Origin of the sequence: Kitasatospora hibisci (genome assembly GCF_043950205.1) — a bacterium.
GTDB lineage: Bacteria > Actinomycetota > Actinomycetes > Streptomycetales > Streptomycetaceae > Kitasatospora > Kitasatospora hibisci.
Genome location: NZ_CP171642.1, coordinates 5,320,487 through 5,338,056, shown reverse-complemented (window position 1 = coordinate 5,338,056; position 17,570 = coordinate 5,320,487). Strand labels below are relative to the sequence as shown.

General features: G+C 73.3%; 15 protein-coding genes. 6 read left to right on the top strand and 9 right to left on the bottom strand.

The annotated features are described in order from the left end of the window. The first annotated feature begins 179 nt into the window (after positions 1 to 179). Positions 180 to 1,373: an EamA family transporter gene (locus ACF9IK_RS23430; RefSeq protein WP_395296082.1), complete on the top strand. Its 1,194-nt coding sequence runs from the start codon at positions 180 to 182 to the stop codon at positions 1,371 to 1,373. On the opposite strand, the gene lepB is transcribed toward ACF9IK_RS23430, so the two are convergent. Continuing rightward, positions 1,336 to 2,163 (bottom strand): signal peptidase I, encoded by an 828-nt coding sequence (gene lepB, locus ACF9IK_RS23425; RefSeq protein ID WP_395296081.1) that lies wholly within the window; start codon positions 2,161 to 2,163, stop codon positions 1,336 to 1,338. The genes ACF9IK_RS23430 and lepB overlap by 38 nt on opposite strands. Before the next feature lie 506 nt (positions 2,164 to 2,669). Beyond that, complete coding sequence (locus ACF9IK_RS23420) at positions 2,670 to 3,032, bottom strand: chorismate mutase (protein ID WP_395296080.1); 363 nt, start codon at positions 3,030 to 3,032, stop codon at positions 2,670 to 2,672. Between the two features lie 239 nt (positions 3,033 to 3,271). Here ACF9IK_RS23420 and ACF9IK_RS23415 point away from each other — a divergent pair, with 239 nt between their 5' ends. Continuing rightward, on the top strand, positions 3,272 to 3,697 hold the full coding sequence (locus tag ACF9IK_RS23415) for an OsmC family protein (RefSeq protein ID WP_395296079.1): 426 nt from the start codon (positions 3,272 to 3,274) through the stop codon (positions 3,695 to 3,697). A 393-nt stretch (positions 3,698 to 4,090) separates the two neighbouring features. Further along, positions 4,091 to 6,427 carry a putative bifunctional diguanylate cyclase/phosphodiesterase gene (locus tag ACF9IK_RS23410; protein ID WP_395296078.1) on the top strand — a complete coding sequence of 779 codons (2,337 nt, stop codon included), beginning with the start codon at positions 4,091 to 4,093 and terminating at the stop codon, positions 6,425 to 6,427. Positions 6,428 to 6,495: 68 nt separating this feature from the next. Here ACF9IK_RS23410 and ACF9IK_RS23405 read toward each other — a convergent pair whose 3' ends face one another. Further along, entirely contained in the window at positions 6,496 to 7,596 is a 1,101-nt protein-coding gene (locus ACF9IK_RS23405; protein WP_395296077.1) for an LLM class flavin-dependent oxidoreductase, read from the bottom strand. A 526-nt stretch (positions 7,597 to 8,122) separates the two neighbouring features. Between ACF9IK_RS23405 and ACF9IK_RS23400 the strand changes: the two genes are divergently transcribed. Together ACF9IK_RS23400 and ACF9IK_RS23395 are read left to right on the top strand one after the other, a co-directional pair. Further along, positions 8,123 to 8,719: a DedA family protein gene (locus tag ACF9IK_RS23400; RefSeq protein WP_238862726.1), complete on the top strand. Its 597-nt coding sequence runs from the start codon at positions 8,123 to 8,125 to the stop codon at positions 8,717 to 8,719. 332 nt (positions 8,720 to 9,051) lie between these two features. Next, the gene (locus ACF9IK_RS23395; protein WP_395296076.1) at positions 9,052 to 10,341 is read left to right on the top strand and encodes a hypothetical protein; all 1,290 of its coding nucleotides are present in this window, start codon (positions 9,052 to 9,054) and stop codon (positions 10,339 to 10,341) included. A 127-nt stretch (positions 10,342 to 10,468) separates the two neighbouring features. On the opposite strand, the gene ACF9IK_RS23390 is transcribed toward ACF9IK_RS23395, so the two are convergent. The 6 genes from ACF9IK_RS23390 to ACF9IK_RS23365 all read right to left on the bottom strand — a co-directional run bounded on the left by ACF9IK_RS23390 (position 10,469) and on the right by ACF9IK_RS23365 (position 16,385). Then, complete coding sequence (locus tag ACF9IK_RS23390) at positions 10,469 to 11,377, bottom strand: alpha/beta hydrolase (RefSeq protein WP_395296075.1); 909 nt, start codon at positions 11,375 to 11,377, stop codon at positions 10,469 to 10,471. After that, positions 11,374 to 12,462, bottom strand: a complete 1,089-nt coding sequence (locus ACF9IK_RS23385) for a branched-chain amino acid ABC transporter permease (protein WP_395296074.1) — start codon at positions 12,460 to 12,462, stop codon at positions 11,374 to 11,376. The genes ACF9IK_RS23390 and ACF9IK_RS23385 overlap by 4 nt, the downstream gene beginning before the upstream one ends. Positions 12,463 to 12,626: 164 nt before the next feature. Further along, the gene (locus ACF9IK_RS23380; RefSeq protein WP_395296073.1) at positions 12,627 to 13,493 is read right to left on the bottom strand and encodes a branched-chain amino acid ABC transporter permease; all 867 of its coding nucleotides are present in this window, start codon (positions 13,491 to 13,493) and stop codon (positions 12,627 to 12,629) included. After that, entirely contained in the window at positions 13,493 to 14,257 is a 765-nt protein-coding gene (locus tag ACF9IK_RS23375) for an ABC transporter ATP-binding protein (RefSeq protein WP_395298662.1), read from the bottom strand. Before ACF9IK_RS23375 ends, ACF9IK_RS23380 begins: the two co-directional genes overlap by 1 nt. A 71-nt stretch (positions 14,258 to 14,328) precedes the next feature. Next, positions 14,329 to 15,105: an ABC transporter ATP-binding protein gene (locus ACF9IK_RS23370; RefSeq protein ID WP_395296072.1), complete on the bottom strand. Its 777-nt coding sequence runs from the start codon at positions 15,103 to 15,105 to the stop codon at positions 14,329 to 14,331. A 5-nt stretch (positions 15,106 to 15,110) separates the two neighbouring features. Continuing rightward, positions 15,111 to 16,385, bottom strand: coding sequence for a substrate-binding domain-containing protein (locus ACF9IK_RS23365; RefSeq protein WP_395296071.1), 1,275 nt, complete (start codon positions 16,383 to 16,385; stop codon positions 15,111 to 15,113). 423 nt (positions 16,386 to 16,808) lie between these two features. Between ACF9IK_RS23365 and ACF9IK_RS23360 the strand changes: the two genes are divergently transcribed. Then, positions 16,809 to 17,570 carry a CoA transferase subunit A gene (locus tag ACF9IK_RS23360; RefSeq protein WP_395296070.1) on the top strand — a complete coding sequence of 254 codons (762 nt, stop codon included), beginning with the start codon at positions 16,809 to 16,811 and terminating at the stop codon, positions 17,568 to 17,570.

Sequence of the window (17,570 nt, the reverse complement as noted above, 5' to 3'; positions counted from 1 at the left end):
GGTGGGGCGGTGGGGCGGTGGCGGCGGCCCGTCGGGGTGGGCGAGGTGGCCGTCGGGGATGGTGACCCGTAGCCGATCGGCGGGCGTGCGTGAACCTGCCGTCGCGCACAGTTGGAGGCAGGACCAAATGACGGAATGGCGCCTTACCGAACCGATGACATGACTGTCACAATGCCTCGGTGCACAGCTCAATCCCCCCACTCGGCCGGCCGTCGGCCAAGACCCTCGGACTCACCCTGGCGCTGGTCTCCGCCTTCGCCTTCGGCGGCTCCGGCACCGCCGCCAAGCCGCTGATCGAGGCCGGTCTCTCCCCGCTGCACGTGGTCTGGCTCCGGGTGACCGGCGCCGCCGTGGTCCTGCTCCCCCTCGCCTACCGCCACCGCGAAGCGGTGCTCCGGCGGCCCGGCCTGCTGCTGGGTTTCGGCCTGCTCGCCGTGGCCGGCGTCCAGGCCTGCTACTTCGCCGCCATCTCCCGGATCCCGGTCGGCGTCGCCCTGCTCATCGAGTACCTCGGACCGCCGCTGCTCATCGGCTACGTGCGGTTCGTCCAGCGCAGGCCGATCAGCCGGGGCTCGGCGATCGGCGCCGGTGTGGCCGTGGCCGGTCTGGCCTGCGTGGTGGAGGTCTGGAACGGCCTGAGCTTCGACGCCCTGGGTGTCGTGTTCGCCCTCGGTGCGGCCTGCTGCCAGGTGGGCTACTTCGTCCTGGCCGACGCCGGGAGCCGGGGCGAGCGCCCGATCGACCCCCTCGCCGTGAGCACCTACGGCCTGCTGATCGGCGCGGTCCTGCTGACCGCGTTCACCCACCCCTGGACCGCCGACTGGGGCGTGCTCGGCGGCGACGTCCTGATGAACGGGCACTCCGTCCCGGCGCTCCTCCCGGCCGCCTGGATGGTCCTGATCGCGACCGTGCTCGCCTACCTGACCGGCGTGATCGCCGTCCGGCACCTGTCGCCCCCGGTCGCCGGGGTGGTCGCCAACCTGGAGGCGGTGGTCGCCACCGTCCTGGCCTGGATCCTGCTCGGCGAGCACCTGGGCCTGCCGCAGACGGCCGGCGGCCTGCTCGTCCTGGCCGGTGCTTTCGCGGCCCAGGCCGGCAAGCCCGGAGCCGCGCCCGAGGACACCGGGTCGGCGCACGGGGCTGGGGCGGACGGTGGCGTGGCGGACGGCGACGTGGCCGACGGTGACGTGGCCGACGTCCGGTCGATGGACGACCGGTCTACCGCAGCGGACCTCGCCGGGGCCACGGCGTTGGGCGCGCGGTCGGCACGGGCCGCCGGCCAGGCGGGCGCGGAGGACCGTGCGGTGGCCGGGCCCGGGGGCGGCGGGCCCGGGGTCAGCGACCGACCCAGCCGAACCAGTCGAGGTGGTTGAGCGGCCACACCACGCCCGAGACCGGTCCGACCACGTTGTCCACCGGCACGGCGCCGCCGCCCGGCCCGCGCTGGTGGTACCGGGAGTCGGCGGAGTCGCTCCGGTGGTCACCCTCCACCCAGACGTAGCCCTTGGGCACGGTCACCGGGCCGAAGTCCAGCCCCGCGCAGGAGTCGTCCCCGGGGTGGAGGTACGGCTCGTCCACCTTCGCCCCGTCGACGGTGAGCGTGGTGCCCGAGCACTGGACGGTCTGGCCTCCGGTCGCGATGACCCGCTTCACCAGGTAGTTGTCGTCCTTCGGCGGCACCAGGCCGATGAAGCCGAGCGCGGAGCTCAGCGCGCGGGTGACCGGGTTCCCGTCGGTCGGCTGCGGCGGCAGCCAGTCGCCCGGGTCCTTGAACACCACCGGCTGGCCGGGCTCCGGCTCCCAGCCGGTGAGCGGGGCGAGCTTGTTCACCCCGACCCGGTCGCCGATCCGCAGCGTGTTCTCCATCGACCCCGAGGGGATGGTGAAGACCTGGAACAGGCACGTCTTGATCAGCAGCGCGGCCACCAGGCCGACGGCCGCCATCAAGGGGATCTCGATCCACCACGGTCGCTGGCGGCGCCCCGCCCGCCGTGCCTTGAGACCCCTGCCCGGACCGTGGCCGGCCGTCTCCGCCTTGCCCGCCTTGCCCGCCTTCCGCGAGCGCGCCCGCCGGGCGGCTGCGCGGCCGCCGTGACCGACGCCCGCAGCCGGGACCGGACCGACCCCGGCATCACTGTGCGTGTCGGGCAGGTTCACCGCCATCGTCGCTGCTCCACCTCTCCGGCCGGGAAACCTGCACGCTACGCCACCGGCGAAGCCTCACGAAATCGGGCATTTACCCTCAGCCGACACGACCGCCGACACCACCGCGGGGAAGGGGGCGGGAGCGAGGCGGTCGGGGGACGGCGCTCTGGGCAATGCCACCCAGGGTACGGCGGGCGGAGCCACAGCGGAGCTCCACCGCCGCCGGGGCCTGGCCGGGAGCGTGGGGGCAGGCGCGGAAGCGGGTGCCGAAGCCGGTGTGCACAAGGGCGCGAAGCCGGTGTGTACCCGGGGTGCGGCGGGGCAGCGGCGGCGGGCGGGTGCCGACCGGGGGCGGACCGGCGAGCGGGGCGGCAGGACCGTGGGCCACGGGCCGCCCGGCGCGCCGACGGCGGGACGGCGCCCGAAGCGGCGGGCGGGGGGCAGGCGGCCCCGCGGCTACGACAGGTCGGGAGACGGTCGCCCGAGGCTCGCCGGAGCGATCTTCCACCCGGGGCGGCGCGGAGTCAGACCGGCTCGTTCCGACCGGTCACGGTGTCGCTGGCGATCTTCTCGTGGTGCCGGATGACCTCGGCGATGATGAAGTTGAGGAAGCTCTCCGCGAAGACCGGATCCAGGTGCGCCCCGGCGGCCAGCTCCCGCAGCCGCCTGATCTGGTCGCGCTCCCGCGCCGGGTCCGCCGCGGGCAGCTTGTGCTCGGCCTTGAGCCGGCCGACCCGCTGGGTCGCCTTGAACCGCTCCGCGAGCATGTGGACCACCGCGGCGTCGATGTTGTCGATGCTCTCGCGCAGGCTGGTCAGCTCGGCCCGTACGGCCTCGTCGATCCCGTCGAGCGATCCGGTATCGGGGGTCGTGGGGTGATCCGTCATCGGGGCGGCTCCGCGGCTCTCTGGTGATGGGCGCCCGGCCGTCGGCGGGCCGGGGGTCAGGCCCGCGCAAATCTAACAGGGCACACGTCGCAGAACCGCACCATTCGGCCCATCCGTCCCACGATCCGGACACCCCGCGGACCGGTGTGCCGCCCGGGGCATCTGTCTGCCCGTAGGCTGGTGCGCGGCATGGCCGGAAGTGACGAATCAGCTGTCCCTCAGTGATGGAGGTACCGATCGTGGCAACCACCCGCACCGCACGCACCGCCTGGGAAGGCAACCTGCTCGACGGCAAGGGCCAGGTGACCCTCGCCTCGTCCGGCATCGGCGAGTACCCGGTGACCTGGGCGTCCCGCGCCGAGGAGCCGAACGGCAGGACCAGCCCCGAGGAACTCATCGCGGCCGCGCACTCCTCGTGCTTCTCGATGGCCCTCTCGCACGCCCTGGCCGGCGCGGGCAACCCGCCCGCCAGGCTGGACACCCAGGCCGACGTCACCTTCCAGCCCGGGACCGGCATCACGGGCGTCCACCTGACCGTCACCGGCGACGTGCCCGGCCTCGACGAGGCCGGCTTCGTGAAGGCCGCCGAGGACGCCAAGGCGAACTGCCCGGTCAGCAAGGCCCTCACCGGCACGACCATCACCCTGACGGCCAAGCTGGCCTGACGCTCCGACGGACCGACACCCCGTCCGGTCGGCCCGAGCAGGGACCGGACTCGGAGCGTCCCGGCGCTCGACCAGCGCCCGAGGGCGCACGGCAGAGGCACACGCCCCCGGCGCACATCATGTGATGTGTACCGGGGGCGTCTGCATGTATCACCGCACAGGATCCGAAAGCGGGCGAATCACCCTGGCGGCGGTCACCGCGCGTTGCCGTCGCGTCCTATGATCGGCCGCAGCGCCCTGTTCTTCACGCGGATCCCCACGCGGACGTTCCACGCGAGCGTGCCACCGGACTGCGAGGACCTCGACAGAGTGCGGGAGCCGGCCGCAGCAGTCGCGGGCGATCGGCCGGACCAGCGTCAAGCATCAAGCGTCAGCAGCGGACGGGAGTATGCCGTGCCGGGCCAGAACGAGGGGGCCGACGCACACCACTCGGGCGTGCGGCACGAGGAACCGCACCAGCACGTCCACCGGCTGTCCGCGCTCCGCCGTCCGGCCAGCGGCGCCACCTCCGACGGCACCACCGCTCTCGCCCTGGACGACTCGCATGACGTCGACGGTGCCCCCGGCCGTGACGGTGCCCCCGGCCGTGACGGTGCCCTCGGCGCCGGTGATCCCCGTGGTGCCGGTGGTGCCCGCGACGGCCAGGGCGCGCTCCGCGACGGACTGCGCGACGGACTCGGAGCCTTCGACCTCCCCGGCACCCACGGCACCGTCGCACCCGTCGACGTGACCGGCGGGGCGGTCGGCACCGACCTCCTGCTCTGCCCGACCTGTTCCGCCCCGCTCGCGACCGGCGCGCACCGACCGACCGACGGCCCAGGCCTGCCGGCCGAGGGGACCGACCGCCTGCTCGCCGCCCTGAGCGCCAGTGAGTCCCGCTTCCGGGCCGCATTCTGCGACGCCGGCATCGGCATGGCCCTGATCGACTCCGACGACCGGATCATCGAGGTCAACCCCGCCTTCGCCGCCCTGGTCGGCTGCACGTCCGGCGACCTCGTCCGCACGCACATCCACGAGGTGGTCGACGCGGACGGGATGCCGGACCGGCTCTTCCCGGAACTGGTCCGCGGCAAGCGGGAACGGCTGCGGGTGGAGAAGCAGCTCAAACACCGTGAGGGACGCACGGTCTGGAGCAAGGTGACCATCTCGCTGATCCGGGACGGCTCCGGCGACCCGCTCTACACCCTCGCCATGGTCGAGGACATCACCGAGCAGCGCCGGCTCGGCGACCGCCTGGAGTACCAGGCCCTGCACGACCCGCTGACCCGGCTGCCGAACCGGACGCTGTTCTTCGAGCGCCTCGACGCCGCCTGCCTCGCGATCGCCGGCCCGGTCGGAGGCGACGTCACGGGCGACCCGGGTGCGGTCGCCGGCGAAGGTGCGGCCGCCGGCGCCGGGCCGGACCGGGGCGTACCGCCGGGCGCCGATGGGCCGGCGGCTCTGGGCGGCGTGCCCGGCGAGCGCCGGGTGGGCGTCTGCTACCTGGACCTCGACGGATTCGCGGCGATCAACGAGACGCTCGGCCACCACATCGGCGACCAGCTGCTGATCGCCGTCGCCACCCGGCTGCAGCGCGGCTTCTCCGAGCCCGGTGCCCGGCTGGTGGCCCGGATGGGCGGCGACGAGTTCGCCGTCCTGGTGACCGACAGTCAGGGCAGCGACCAGCTCACCGCGCTGGCCTCGCGGATCCTGGAGGCGCTGGAACGTCCCTTCGACGTGGCCGGGCACCGGCTGGTGGTGACGGCCAGCGTCGGCGTCGTCGAGCGGTCCGTGCACGAGACCACGCCGACCGACCTGGTCAAGGACGCCGACGCGACCCTCTACTGGTCGAAGGCGGACGGCCGCGCCCGGTGGACCCTCTACGACCCGGACCGCGGCGCCCACCAGCTGACCCGCCAGCTGCTCGCCACCGCGCTCCGACCGGCCCTGGAGCGCGGCGAGTTCACCATCGAGTACCAGCCGCTGGTCGGGCTCGCCGACGGGGCGGTGCACGGCGCGGAGGCCCTGGTCCGCTGGCGCCACCCCCGCTACGGGACGCTGTCGCCGGACCGCTTCATCCCGCTCGCCGAGGAGTCCGGGGCGATCGTGCCGCTCGGCAAGTGGGTCCTGGAGGAGTCCTGCCGCCAGGCCAAGCGGTGGCTGACCGAGTTCCCCGACACCGAGACCTTCGTGAGCGTCAATCTGGCCGCCCGCCAGATCTGGGACTCCGACATCGTCGCCGACGTGGCCCGGGCACTTGAGGTCACCGGTCTGCCGGCCCGGCTGCTGCAGCTGGAGATCACCGAGAGCGCGCTGCTCGGCCCCGGCGGGCGCCCGCTCCAGGCACTGCAGGCCCTCGCCGACATGGGCGTCCGGATCGCCATCGACGACTTCGGCACCGGCTACTCCAACCTGGCCTACCTCTCCCGCCTGCCGGTGCACGTGCTGAAGCTGGACGGCACCTTCATCGAGGGGTTCCGCGACCCGGCTCCGGCGGGACGGCCCGAACTCGCCGCGCTCAGCTCCCGGCGCAGCGACGCCGACGAGCAGATCGTGGGCGCCATGGTGCAGTTGGCCCACACCCTGGGCCTGACCGTCACCGCCGAGGGCATCGAGAGCGCCGCCCAGGCCGAGCGGCTGCGGCTGACCGGCTGCGACACCGCCCAGGGCTGGTACTTCGCCCGGCCCGGCGAGGCGGAGCGCGTCGCGGCCATACTCCGGGAGAACCGCTTCGGGCCGCGGGGCCGGTAGCGGCAGCCCGCGCGGGACGCCCCACCGGCCCGGAGCGGTTGCCCCGGGCCGGCCGCCCGTTCGCGGGCTCAGACCGTGGCGACCCCGGCGGTCAGCCCGTAGGCCTCGGCGATCAGGCCGTACGAGCGGTGCCGCGCCTCGTGGCCGTGGATGTGCGAGGTGACCATCAGCTCGTCCACGCCGGTCCGCTTGCGCAGGGCCTCCAGGCCGTCGGCCACCTCGCCGGGCGAACCGATGACCATGTTGCCCATCCAGTCGGAGACGAAGTCGGCCTCCACCGGGCTGTACGGGTAGGACTCGGCCTCCTCGGGGGTGGGGATCGGGGCCGGGTTGCCGCGCCTCACCCGGAGCATCCCGAGCGCCGCCGAGCGCGCCAGCCGACGGGCGGCCGCCTCGTCGTCGGCCGCGACGGCGCCCACGCCGATCAGCGCGTAGGGCTCGTCGAGCACCGCGGAGGGCCGGAACGAGGAGCGGTAGAGGTCGAGCGCCGGGATGGTGTTGGCACTGCTGAAGTGGTGCGCGAACGCGAACGGCAGGCCTAGCCGCCCGGCCAGCTGCGCGCTGAAGCCGGAGGAGCCGAGCAGCCAGATCGGGGGCCGCCCGTCGCCCTGGGGGACGGCCGTCAGCCGCGCGTACGGATGGCCGCCCGGGAAGTCGCCGTCGAGGAAGTGGGTCAGCTCGGCGAGCTGCTGCGGGAAGTCGTCGGCGCCCTCGGCGAGGCCGCGCCGCAGTGCGCGGGCGGTCGCGGGGTCCGTCCCCGGGGCCCGGCCGAGCCCGAGGTCGATGCGCCCGGGGTGCAGGGCCTCCAGCAGGCCGAACTGCTCGGCGATGGTCAGCGGGGCGTGGTTGGGCAGCATGACGCCGCCGGAGCCGAGCCGCAGCGTCGTGGTGTGGGCACCGAGATGGGCCAGCAGGACGGCCGGGTTGGAGCTGGCGACCCCCTGCATGCCGTGGTGCTCGGCGACCCAGAACCGGTGGTAGCCCCACTCCTCGGCGCTGCGGGCGAGCCGGGTGGTCGCGGCGAGGGCCTCCGCCGGGGTGTAGCCGACGCCGACGGTCGCCAGGTCCAGGATGGAGAGCGGTACCGGCGCCGTGCCGCGGACGGCGCCGCGTATCGCCGTAGTGTCCTGCGGCTCGGGCCCGCTGTTCTGCTGCTCCTCGGTGGTCATGCCGTCCGCCCTCCTGGCAGTCCTGGTCGCTCGCGTGGTCGTTGGTCCTGTCGGCAGCCGTGAGCGACCGCGCCGATGGCCGGGTCGCGGCTGCCGACGGAGGACAACCACGCCATCACTCCCGGTGTTCCCGGGAGTTCGCCCTTTCTCGGCGGTCCGCCCCGGTGCGCAGCTGCCCCCCGACCGACCCTTCGGATGACTCAGAGCCAGCGGACGGATACGCGTGGCGACTTCACGCCAGCGCGGGAAGTCGCCAGCCGCAGGTCTCGCGATCTGCGGGTGGCGTCCGGCAGGCTGGTCCCCAGAGCGGATCAGCCAACCGGATTCGCCTCGCCAGCAAGGTCATCGGGCTGGACCAGCGCCGATCGATCCCCGTGAGCCCCTGGAGCGGCAACCCCGCCCCAGGGGCTTGCGCCATTGCGAGGTGCCGCATACCCGGGGTGCTTCATGGCATGAAAAGTCGAGGCGCTAGCGTTGGCTCCTGCAGCCGTCTGCTCCTCCGGGCAGCTTGGAGGGAGTAAGGGTCGTGGACATCGCGACGGTGATCGGATCCTCGTGGATCTGCGCCCTGGCGCTCTGCGCCGTCCTCGGGGACGCGTTCCTCCCCTTCATCCCCAGTGGGACGCTGGTCATCCTGGCCGTGCTCAAGACGTCGCAGACGAGCGGCGCGCCGGTGCTGCTCGGCCTCGGCGTGGCGCTGGCGTCGTTCCTGGGCGACCTGCTGCTGCTCCGGCTGGCCCGGCGCGGCGCCCCGTCGGTGCAGCGGCGCCTCGAACACCGCCCGAAGCTGGCGGCGAGTGTGGCGCGGGTCCAGCAGGCGCTCAACGAGCGCACCACCGGGGCGGCGGCCGCGATGGTGGTGGTGGCACGGTTCGTGCCCGCCGGCCGGACGGTCCTCGACCTGGCCATCGGCCACTCCCCCGGCCATCCGCACCGCTTCCTGCGCTGGTCGGCGGTGGCGGCGCTGGTCTGGGCCGCGTACATCGTCACCCTGGGCTGGCTCAACAGCCACTGGTTCGACACCGCCTGGCTGAGCCTCGCGGTCTCCTGCACGGCCGCCACGGCGGTCAGCACCGCCATCGCCCGGATCGTCCGCCGTAACCGCCGGCTCGCCGCGCTCTGACGCGCCGGCAGCGCGACCGGCAACCGGGCTGCGAGCGAGCGGCGAGCGCCTGACGACCGCCGGCGATCGACCGGTCGGCGGGCCGGTGGGCCGGTGGGCGGCCGAGGTGAAACGCCGACAGCCGCCGAGCGTCACAGGACGGCAACAGAACGCCGATTGCCGCAGCCCGAATACTCCCGATCCGCGTATTGACTGAGGCGGACCTGGGCACCCTTGGTGCCCCTACATCCGCATGACATCCTATTGACGGAATAATCATCAGTTGCCCGATTTGATCGGTAGGGCCGTTCGGCGCCGCCGACACCCGGCCAGCGCGGCACCCAGGGGAGACCATGACCAGCATCTCGCGCAGGACCGTGCTCAGCGCCACCGCCGCGACCGTGGCCCTCGGTGCCGTGGCGTCCTGTTCCAGCGGTGGCTCGGCGGCCGGATCCGGTTCCGGGACCTCACCGAGCTCGGGAGGCAGCGGCACCGGCGCCGGTACCGGTGAGCCGGGCACTCCCAGCCCCAGCACCGACATACCCAAGGGGCCTCCGATCGGCGACGGCTCCACCTCCGACACCGGCCCCCAGCCCAGGCAGCCCAAGCCGGAGAAGCTCAAGCCCGGCGAGCGGCCGCCGCAGTTCGTGGTGTTCTCCTGGGACGGTGCCGGCGGCACCGACGACGGCCAGTTCCCCCGCTTCCTCAAGCTGGCGGAGGAGCACAAGGCCTCGATGACCTTCTTCCTCTCCGGGATCTACGCCCTGCCCAAGGGCAAATCGGACCTCTACCACCCGCCGAAGCACTCGGTGGGCGCGTCCGACATCCCCTACCTCTCGGACGGTGCGGTCAAGGCCACGCTCAAGCTGATCAGCCAGGCCTGGCTGGCCGGCCACGAGATCGGCACGCACTTCAACGGGCACTTCTGCTCGACCCGCTCGGACGGCAACGGCGTCAACAAGTGGACGCCGGAGGACTGGCAGAGCGAGATCGACCAGGCGATCTCGTTCGTCACCCGGTGGCGGACCAACACCGGCTTCACCGACGTCGACCCGCTGCCCTTCGACTACAAGAAGGAGCTGATCGGCGGCCGCACCCCGTGCCTGGAGGGACAGAAGGCACTGCTGCCGACCGCCGTCAGGATGGGGTGGAAGTACGACGCCAGTTCCTCCGGCGGTCTGCAGATCTGGCCGCAGAAGGTGCAGGACGGCAAGATCTGGGACTTCCCGCTGCAGAGCATCCCGTTCCCCGGGCACACCTTCCAGGTGCTCTCCATGGACTACAACATCCTCGCCAACCAGTCGTCCGGCAGCACGAAGGGCGATCCGGCCAAGTTCAACGACTGGCGCACCCAGGCCCGGGACTCCTACCTCGCCGGGTTCGACCGCGCCTACAACGGCAACCGGGCGCCGTTCTTCATCGGCAACCACTTCGAGCAGTGGAACGGCGGCATCTACATGGACGCCGTCGAGGAGACCCTCAAGACCATCGCGGACAAGCCCGAGGTCCGGCTGGTCTCGTTCCGGCAACTGGTCGACTGGCTGGAGGTGCAGGACCAGTCGGCCCTGCGCAAGCTGCGGTCGCTGAACGTGGGACAGGCGCCGAGCGGCGGGTGGCAGTCCTTCCTCGGCACGGCCGGCTGAGACGGCGGACTCCGGCCGCTGCGACCGCACCGGCGGCACCTGCCGCGGCCACCGTGCCGACCGCGGGTGTCGGCCCGGTGGGTGTCGGCCCCGGGTCGGGCGGCCGGCGCCCCGACCGGGCCGACCACTACTCGGTGACGGCGGCGGCGGCGAGCAGTCGCCGCACCACGGCCTCGGCTCCGGTCCGGCCCCAGAGGATCGAGTAGTGGTTGGTGTCCGGGACCAGCGAGGCCGAGACCACCCGGTCCGGATCGAGCCCCGCCCGCGCGATCCGCTGCTCGTCGTAGAGTGCCTGCGGCTCGTCGAACAGCCCGCGCTCGGCCCAGAGCAGGTCACCGGGGCAGGGCAGCCGGTGGACGGCCGTCGCCGCGTCCCGGTCCAGGAGCACCTGGGCGCCGTCGGTCCGGACCGCCTCCAGCACGCAGGCGGAGTGCAGTTCGGGTTCCACGCCGACGAGGTCGCGCTGGGTGTACGCGTCGATCTCGTCCGACCAGTCGGCGGCGAAGGCCGGGTGCTGCCGCCAGAACGCCCGGTAGGCGGCACGGTCCGGGAAGGTCATCGACAACCGGGCCAGGGCCGGGCCGAGCACCGCGGCCAGCGCGTCCTCCTCGCCGACGCCCTCGGGCAGCGGGAAGCTGACCGCGCCGTCGACCAGCAGCACCCGGCTGACCAGCCCGGGGTGGCGGACCGCGGTCAACGCGGTGATCCAGGCACCCATCGAGTGCCCTGCCACGACCGTCGGCCCCAGGTCGAGCGCGGTGATCAGGGCGGCCACGTCGTCGGCGTGCCGGGCCAGGCCGTACGGCCCGCCGACCGCACGGCTGGCCCCCCGCCCGCGCAGGTCGGGCGCGAGCAGGGTCGCCCGGCCCGCGAGCGTGCGGACCACCTCGAACCAGGCGAGGGCATTGGCGGTGATGCCGTGCACCGCCACGACGGTCGGCGCCGCCGGAACTGTGGCGGGCCAGCGGAACACGGCCAGGTCCCCACCGGGGACGGGGACCGTCAGCCGCTCGGGCTGCGGGAACGACTTGCTCACGCGGGACTCCCTCCAGTGGGACGCACGCCCGCACCGGCCGGGCCGGCGGACCGGGCCGAGCGGACGGATCGGGCGGCGCGGATTCGGCCCGGCAGCCGGGCCAGACCGCCGGGCAGCAGGTAGACGACGGCGACGAAGAGGCCGCCGAGCAGGAACAGCGGTTGGGAGAGCGGAACCCGCAGGACCGCGGGCAGGTCGGCGACGGACGCGGAGTTGGCGAGGTCGCCGAGGCGGTGGCCGGCCCAGGTGTAGAGGACACCGCCGAGCAGCGGACCCCAGCGTGTGCCGGAACCACCGAGCACGACCATCACCAGGAGTGAGAGGGTGGCGTCGGAGGTGGCGGCCTGGGGCGTGGCGCCGCCGGTCAGCAGGAGGTAGACCACCCCGCCCACCCCCGCGAGGGCTCCGGCGAGGACGAAAGCGACCAGCTTGTAGCCGTACGGGCGGAGTCCGAGCACCTCCACCCGGCGCTCGTTCTCCTTGATGCCCTGCCAGACCCGCCCGATCGGCGAGCCGACGGCCCAGTGCACCGCGGCGAGGGTGAGCACCAGGTAGGCGACGGCGATCCAGTAGAGGTTCGCGGTGTTCTCGATGCCCAGGAGGGCGGAGGGCAGCCGCCCGGCCGGCGCCGACCGGCCCTCCTCCCCGCCGGTGATGCCGCCGGGGTTGCGCTGGACGAGGATCGACCCGGCCTGGGCGAAGGCGAGGGTGACCATGGAGAACCCGATGCCGGTGACGCGGAGGCTGACCGAGCCCAGCAGCAGGGCCAGCGCGACGGCACAGGCGACGCCGAAGACGGCCGCCGCGGCGAACGGCAGTCCGAGCTCCAGCATGCCGAGGTCGGTGGAGTAGAGGCCGGTCGCGAAGTAGAGCGCGTGGCCGAAGGAGAGCAGTCCGGCCCGCCCGAGCAGGAGGTCGTAACCGGTGGCGAGAGCCCCGTAGAGCAGGCACAGGGCGATGAGTTGGAGGCTTCCCGGGCTGCCGAGCGGTCCGTCGAGCAGTCCCGGGACGGGAAGCGCGCTGTAGGGGATGACAAGGAGCAGGATCAGCAGGGCGATCGGCCACCAGCGTAGTGATCCGTGCACGAATGTCGAGCGCCGCGCCAATGAATCACCAGTTCGAGCGAACATCCCCGCCTCGATCACCCGTACGGGGCGAATTCCGGGTTCGCTGTCGGTGCGCTGTGCTGAGGTTGCGTCAGTGCGGTCGGCAGCGGTGCCGCCGGTGCTCGTGTCCGAGGTGTCGGTGCTCACGCGAGCCTCCCGGTGAGTCCGCGCGGTCGCACCAGGAGCAGGACGGCCAGCAGGACGACGACCGAGAGGTCGCCGAGCCCCGCGGTGGTGTAGTAGTTGGCGAACTGCTGGACCAGGCCGACGCACACGGAGGCGACGGCGGCGCCGGCGACGGAGCCCGTGCCGCCCATCACGACGACGACGAAGGCGAAGATGAGCAGCCCGGTCCCCTGGCCGGGATTGACCGAACCGAAGTAGAGGCCGCCGAGAGCCCCGCCGAGCGCGGCGGCGGCACCGCCGATGGCGAAGACGAGGGTGAACGCCCTGCGGACGTCGATGCCGAGCGCCGTGACCATCGCCCGGTCCTCGACGCCGGCCCGGACGATCAGCCCGTAGCGGGTGCGGGCCAGGAACAACCGAAGAGCGAGCAGCAGCAGCACGGCCGCGGCCACCAGCACGAAGCGGTTGACCGGGACTGTAGCGCCCAGCACGTGCCAGGTGCCGGAGAGCAGGGCCGGCTGCGGGAAGGGGCGGGCGTCCGCACCCCAGACGCCCATCAGGAGGGCGGGCACGGCCAGTCCGACGCCGACGGTGGCGAGGATCTGGTCCCGCGGCCGGCTGTAGAGCGGCCGGATCAGGAAGAGCTCCAGGAGGACGGCGGCGGCCGTCCCGACCAGCGTGCCGAACGGCACGGCGAGCCAGAAGGAGAGGCCGGCCTCGGCGCCGGCCCACCAGGTCGCGTAGGCGCCGACGGAGAGCAGGGCGCCGTGGGCGAAGTTGAGCACGTCCATCAGCCCGAAGATCAACGACAGGCCGGAGGCCACCAGGAAGTACAGCGCTCCCAGACCGAGTCCGGTACAGGAAAGGAGGACGACGGTGTCCATCAGGGGTTCACCTCCTCGGTGACGGCAGGAGGGCCGGGGCGGCGGCCGCCGACGCCCAGCAGGCGGCGGGCGGCGTCCTCGTCGGCCAACAGCTCGGCGGTGTCGCCCTGGTGGGCGGTGCGGCCGTCGGACAGGACGGCGCAGGTGCCGGCCAGCCGGCGGACCAGGGCGAGGTTCTGCTCGACCAGGAGGACGGGCACGGCCTCGGCCGCCCTCGCCAGCACGTCGGCGACCTCGGCGACGATCCTCGGCGCCAGGCCCTTGGTGGGCTCGTCGGCGATGATCAGCCGGTTCCGGTTGAGCAGGGTCCGGCCGATGGCCACCATCTGCTGCTGGCCTCCCGAGAGGGTCCCGGCCAACTGGCCTGCCCGCTGTTCGAGTTCGGGAAAGAGCTCGTGGACGAGGCGGTAGTCCGGCTCGGCGCCTCGGTCGCGCTCGGCGAGCCGCAGGTTCTCGGCGACCGTGAGACCGGCGAAGATCCCGCGGTCCTCCGGGGCGTAACCGATGCCTTGGCGGACCACCAGATGCGTGGGAAGGCTGGACAGTTCGGCACCGGCGAACCGGACGCTTCCGGTGCGCGGCACGAGGCCCATCACCGCCTTGACGGTGGTGGTCTTGCCGGCGCCGTTGCGTCCCAAGAGTGCCGTGACCCCGGTCGGCGCCACGTCGAGGTCGACCCCGTGCAGGATGTGCAGCCCGTCGACGACCACCCGCAGATCACGGACCGAAAGGAGGGCAGTGTCACGGACCGGCGAGTCGTTCACGGTGGCGCCCTTGGCGGTGGCGGCGTTCAGGAGGGAGTCGTTCAGGAGGGAGTCGTTCAGGAGGGAGTCGTTCACAGCGCCTCGCCCAGGTAGGCCTGCTGCACGGTGGTGTCCGCCATCACCGCGTCCGGAGTGTCCAGGGCGAGCAGCGTGCCGTGGTGCATCACGGCCACGCGGTCGGCCAGGCCGAGCAGGACGTCCATGTGGTGCTCGACCATCAGGACGGTGCGGCCGAGGTCCCGGTGCACCGAGCGGATCAGCTCGGTGAGGGCCGGTACCTCCTCCGCGCTGACCCCGGCCATCGGCTCGTCCAGCAGGATGAGCCGCGGGTCGGAGACCAGCAGGACGGCGAGTTCGAGCTTGCGCTTCTCCCCGTGGGAGAGCGCACTCGCCGGGGTGCCGGCCCGGTGGGCGAGCTCGGTACGCGCCAGGGTCTCGGCCACCCGGTCCGCGTAGCGGTCGGCGCGGCGCCAGATCCGGTACGAGGCCCGTGGACCGGCGGCAGCCTGCGCCGCCAGGCGGACGTGGCCCGCCACGGTCGTCCCCGGCCAGAACGAGGAGGTCTGGAAGGTCCGTCCGAGCCCGCGGCGCGCCCGGGCGTGGACGGGCTCGGCGGTGATGTCGGCGCCGTCGAGTTCGAGGCTCCCGGCAGTCGCCGGGCAGATGCCGGAGATCAGGTTGAACAGGGAGGTCTTTCCGGCGCCGTTGGGCCCGATGAAGGCGATGAACTCGCCTTCCCCGACCGAGAAGGAGACGTCCTCGACGATCGGCACTCCACGGACGGCCCAGCCGAGGCCGTCGAGACGCAGCACCGGTGCGACCACGGCGGGCGAGGCAGGACGGGGCACCGGGGTCACCCCGCCATCGGGGTGACCGGGGGCGCCACCTCGTCCGCGGTGAGGGCGCGCTCCACCGAGGGCTTGGCGGCGGCCCCGTTGCCGGTCAGCTTGACCTGGAACATGGGCTGCAGCAGGGCATGGTCCTCGGCCCGTACCGTGGTGCGCCCCTTCACACCGTCGAAGCTCCAGCCTTCGAGCGCCTTCACCAGCACCGCGGTGTCGTCGGCCGAGCCGTGGCCGGCCTCGACGGCGTGCACGATCAGCTGGGCGGCGGTGAAGCCGTCCGGGGTGAAGATGTCGGACGTGCCTCCGGCGGCGGTGACGGCCTCGTCCATGGCCTTCTCCACCGGGGTGCCGGCGGCGCCGCCGAAGTAGTGGTTCAGGAAGGAGATCTTCTCGCCGGCGGGTCCGAAGAGCGGGTAGGAGGCGGCGAGGTCCAGGCCGGTGACCACCTTGGTCTCGGCGAACACGTCCTGCTGGTTCAGCGCCGTCCACAGCGCGGCCGAGGTGTCGCCGGCCCAGGCGACGAAGAGCAGGTCCGGCTTGGCGGTCTTGGCCTGAGTGGCGAAGGGGGTCAGGTCGGTCGCGCTCGGCGGCGCGAGGACGGCGTCCACCGTGGCGCCCTGGGAGCCGAGGACCGCTTTGACGGCCGCCACGTTGGCCTGCCCGAAGGCGCTGTCCTGAGCGAGCACGGTGACCTTCCTGCCCTTGGCGTCGCCGATGAACGAGGCCGCCGTCCTGATGTCCTGGTACGACTGGCGCCCGGAGCGGAAGGTGTACTTGTTCAGGCCGGTGACCTTGTCGGCGGCGGCCGGGCCGCTGACGAAGAGCACCTTGTTCTGGGCGGCGATCGGGCCGACCTGGAGGGCGACGCCCGAGGCGGTCGAGCCGGCCAGGATCTTGTGGCCCTTGCCGATGAGGTCCTTGGCGGCCGAGACGGCCTTGGCCGGATCGCCGGCGTCGTCCTGCTCCTCGACCTCGATCCGGTGCCCGTCGACCGCGCCGCTGCCCTTGGTCGCGTAGCTCAGCCCGGCCTTGAAGCCCTCCAGGTACTGCTTGCCGTAGGCGGCCAACGGTCCGGTCTTGGAGTACACCAGGCCGACCTTGACCGGGCTCTGGGCGCTGCCGCCGTCCGCCGCGCCCGTCCCCGCGGTACCGGCCTCGGCGCAGCCGGCCGCGAGGAGTGCGCAGGCCGCGAGGGCGACGAGCCCACGCGTCCGGCCGCCGGCGCCGGCAGCGCCCGCGGGGGCTCCGGAGGCGGTCCTGGTGGAGGCTGTAGAGCTGCGCATGGTGACCGACTCCTGAGGGGGCTGCGGGGGGTGGATGCCGGAACCGTAGGGGTGGCACGGGGGCTGCGACATGTGCCAGGGGGACGTATCAGCCCGTGCGGATGTGGCTGCAGCCGCCATACCGCTGGGCCGGCAGCCGGTCGGGAGGTCGCGCGTATGGGCGGTCGCCATGCCCACCGACCTGGGCGTGGCGCGCCCCGCCATGGCACGGCCCACCCGCGCCCGGTGACGGTGGAGGGGCAGGAGCGACGGCGGTCGCCTCGACGGTCGGGTTCCGGCAGGCGCGCTCGCCGGTCGGCCGTCCCGGCGCACCCGTACACCGCTCGCGCCGCGCCGTTGAGGCACCCCGCACCCCCTCACCCGCCTCCTGCCTCCTGCCTCCTGCCTCCTGCCTCCTACCGACTCCCCTTACGAGGTGACCCTTTGGACAAGGTCCTGGACTCCGCCGCCGCAGCGGTCGGGGACGTTCCCCACGGCGCCGTGCTGGCCGTGGGCGGCTTCGGCCTCTGCGGAATCCCCAGCACGCTGATCGGCGCCCTGGCCGACACGGGCACCACCGGACTGCGAGTGGTCTCCAACAACTGCGGGGTCGACGACTGGGGGCTCGGGCTGCTGCTCCGGTCGGGTCGGATCGCCCGGATGACCTCCTCCTACGTCGGCGAGAACAAGGAGTTCGCCCGTCAGTACCTCTCCGGCGAGCTGGAGGTGGAGCTGACGCCGCAGGGCACGCTGGCGGAGCGGCTGCGGGCCGGCGGCGCCGGCATCCCCGCGTTCTTCACCCCGGCCGGGGTCGGTACGCAGGTCGAGGAGGGCGGGCTGCCCTGGCGGTACGGGGCGGACGGTTCGGTGGCGCTCGCCTCACCGCCCAAGGAGGTCCGCGAGTTCGGCGGCCGCCGCTACCTGTTGGAGGAGGCCATCACCGCGGACTTCGCGCTCGTCCGCGCCGAGGTCGCGGACCGGCACGGCAACTGCGCCTTCCACGCCGCCGCCCGCAACTTCAATCCGCTCTGCGCCATGTCCGGCCGGGTCACCGTGGTCGAGGCGGACCGGATCGTCGAGCCGGGCGAGCTCGACCCGGACGCCGTGCACCTGCCCGGTGTGTACGTCGACCGCGTGGTCGCGGCGGCCCCCGGGGACCGCCGGATCGAGCGCCGTACCGTCCGCACCGCACCCCAGGAGGCCTGA

Bases quoted from the DNA above. Each gene is read 5' to 3' on its own strand.
- lepB (WP_395296081.1), bottom strand. From the start codon at position 2,163: ATGGCGGTGAACCTGCCCGACACGCACAGTGATGCCGGGGTCGGTCCG.
- ACF9IK_RS23420 (WP_395296080.1), bottom strand. From the start codon at position 3,032: ATGACGGATCACCCCACGACCCCCGATACCGGATCGCTCGACGGGATC.
- ACF9IK_RS23405 (WP_395296077.1), bottom strand. From the start codon at position 7,596: ATGACCACCGAGGAGCAGCAGAACAGCGGGCCCGAGCCGCAGGACACT.
- ACF9IK_RS23395 (WP_395296076.1), top strand. From the start codon at position 9,052: ATGACCAGCATCTCGCGCAGGACCGTGCTCAGCGCCACCGCCGCGACC.
- ACF9IK_RS23380 (WP_395296073.1), bottom strand. From the start codon at position 13,493: ATGGACACCGTCGTCCTCCTTTCCTGTACCGGACTCGGTCTGGGAGCG.
- ACF9IK_RS23365 (WP_395296071.1), bottom strand. From the start codon at position 16,385: ATGCGCAGCTCTACAGCCTCCACCAGGACCGCCTCCGGAGCCCCCGCG.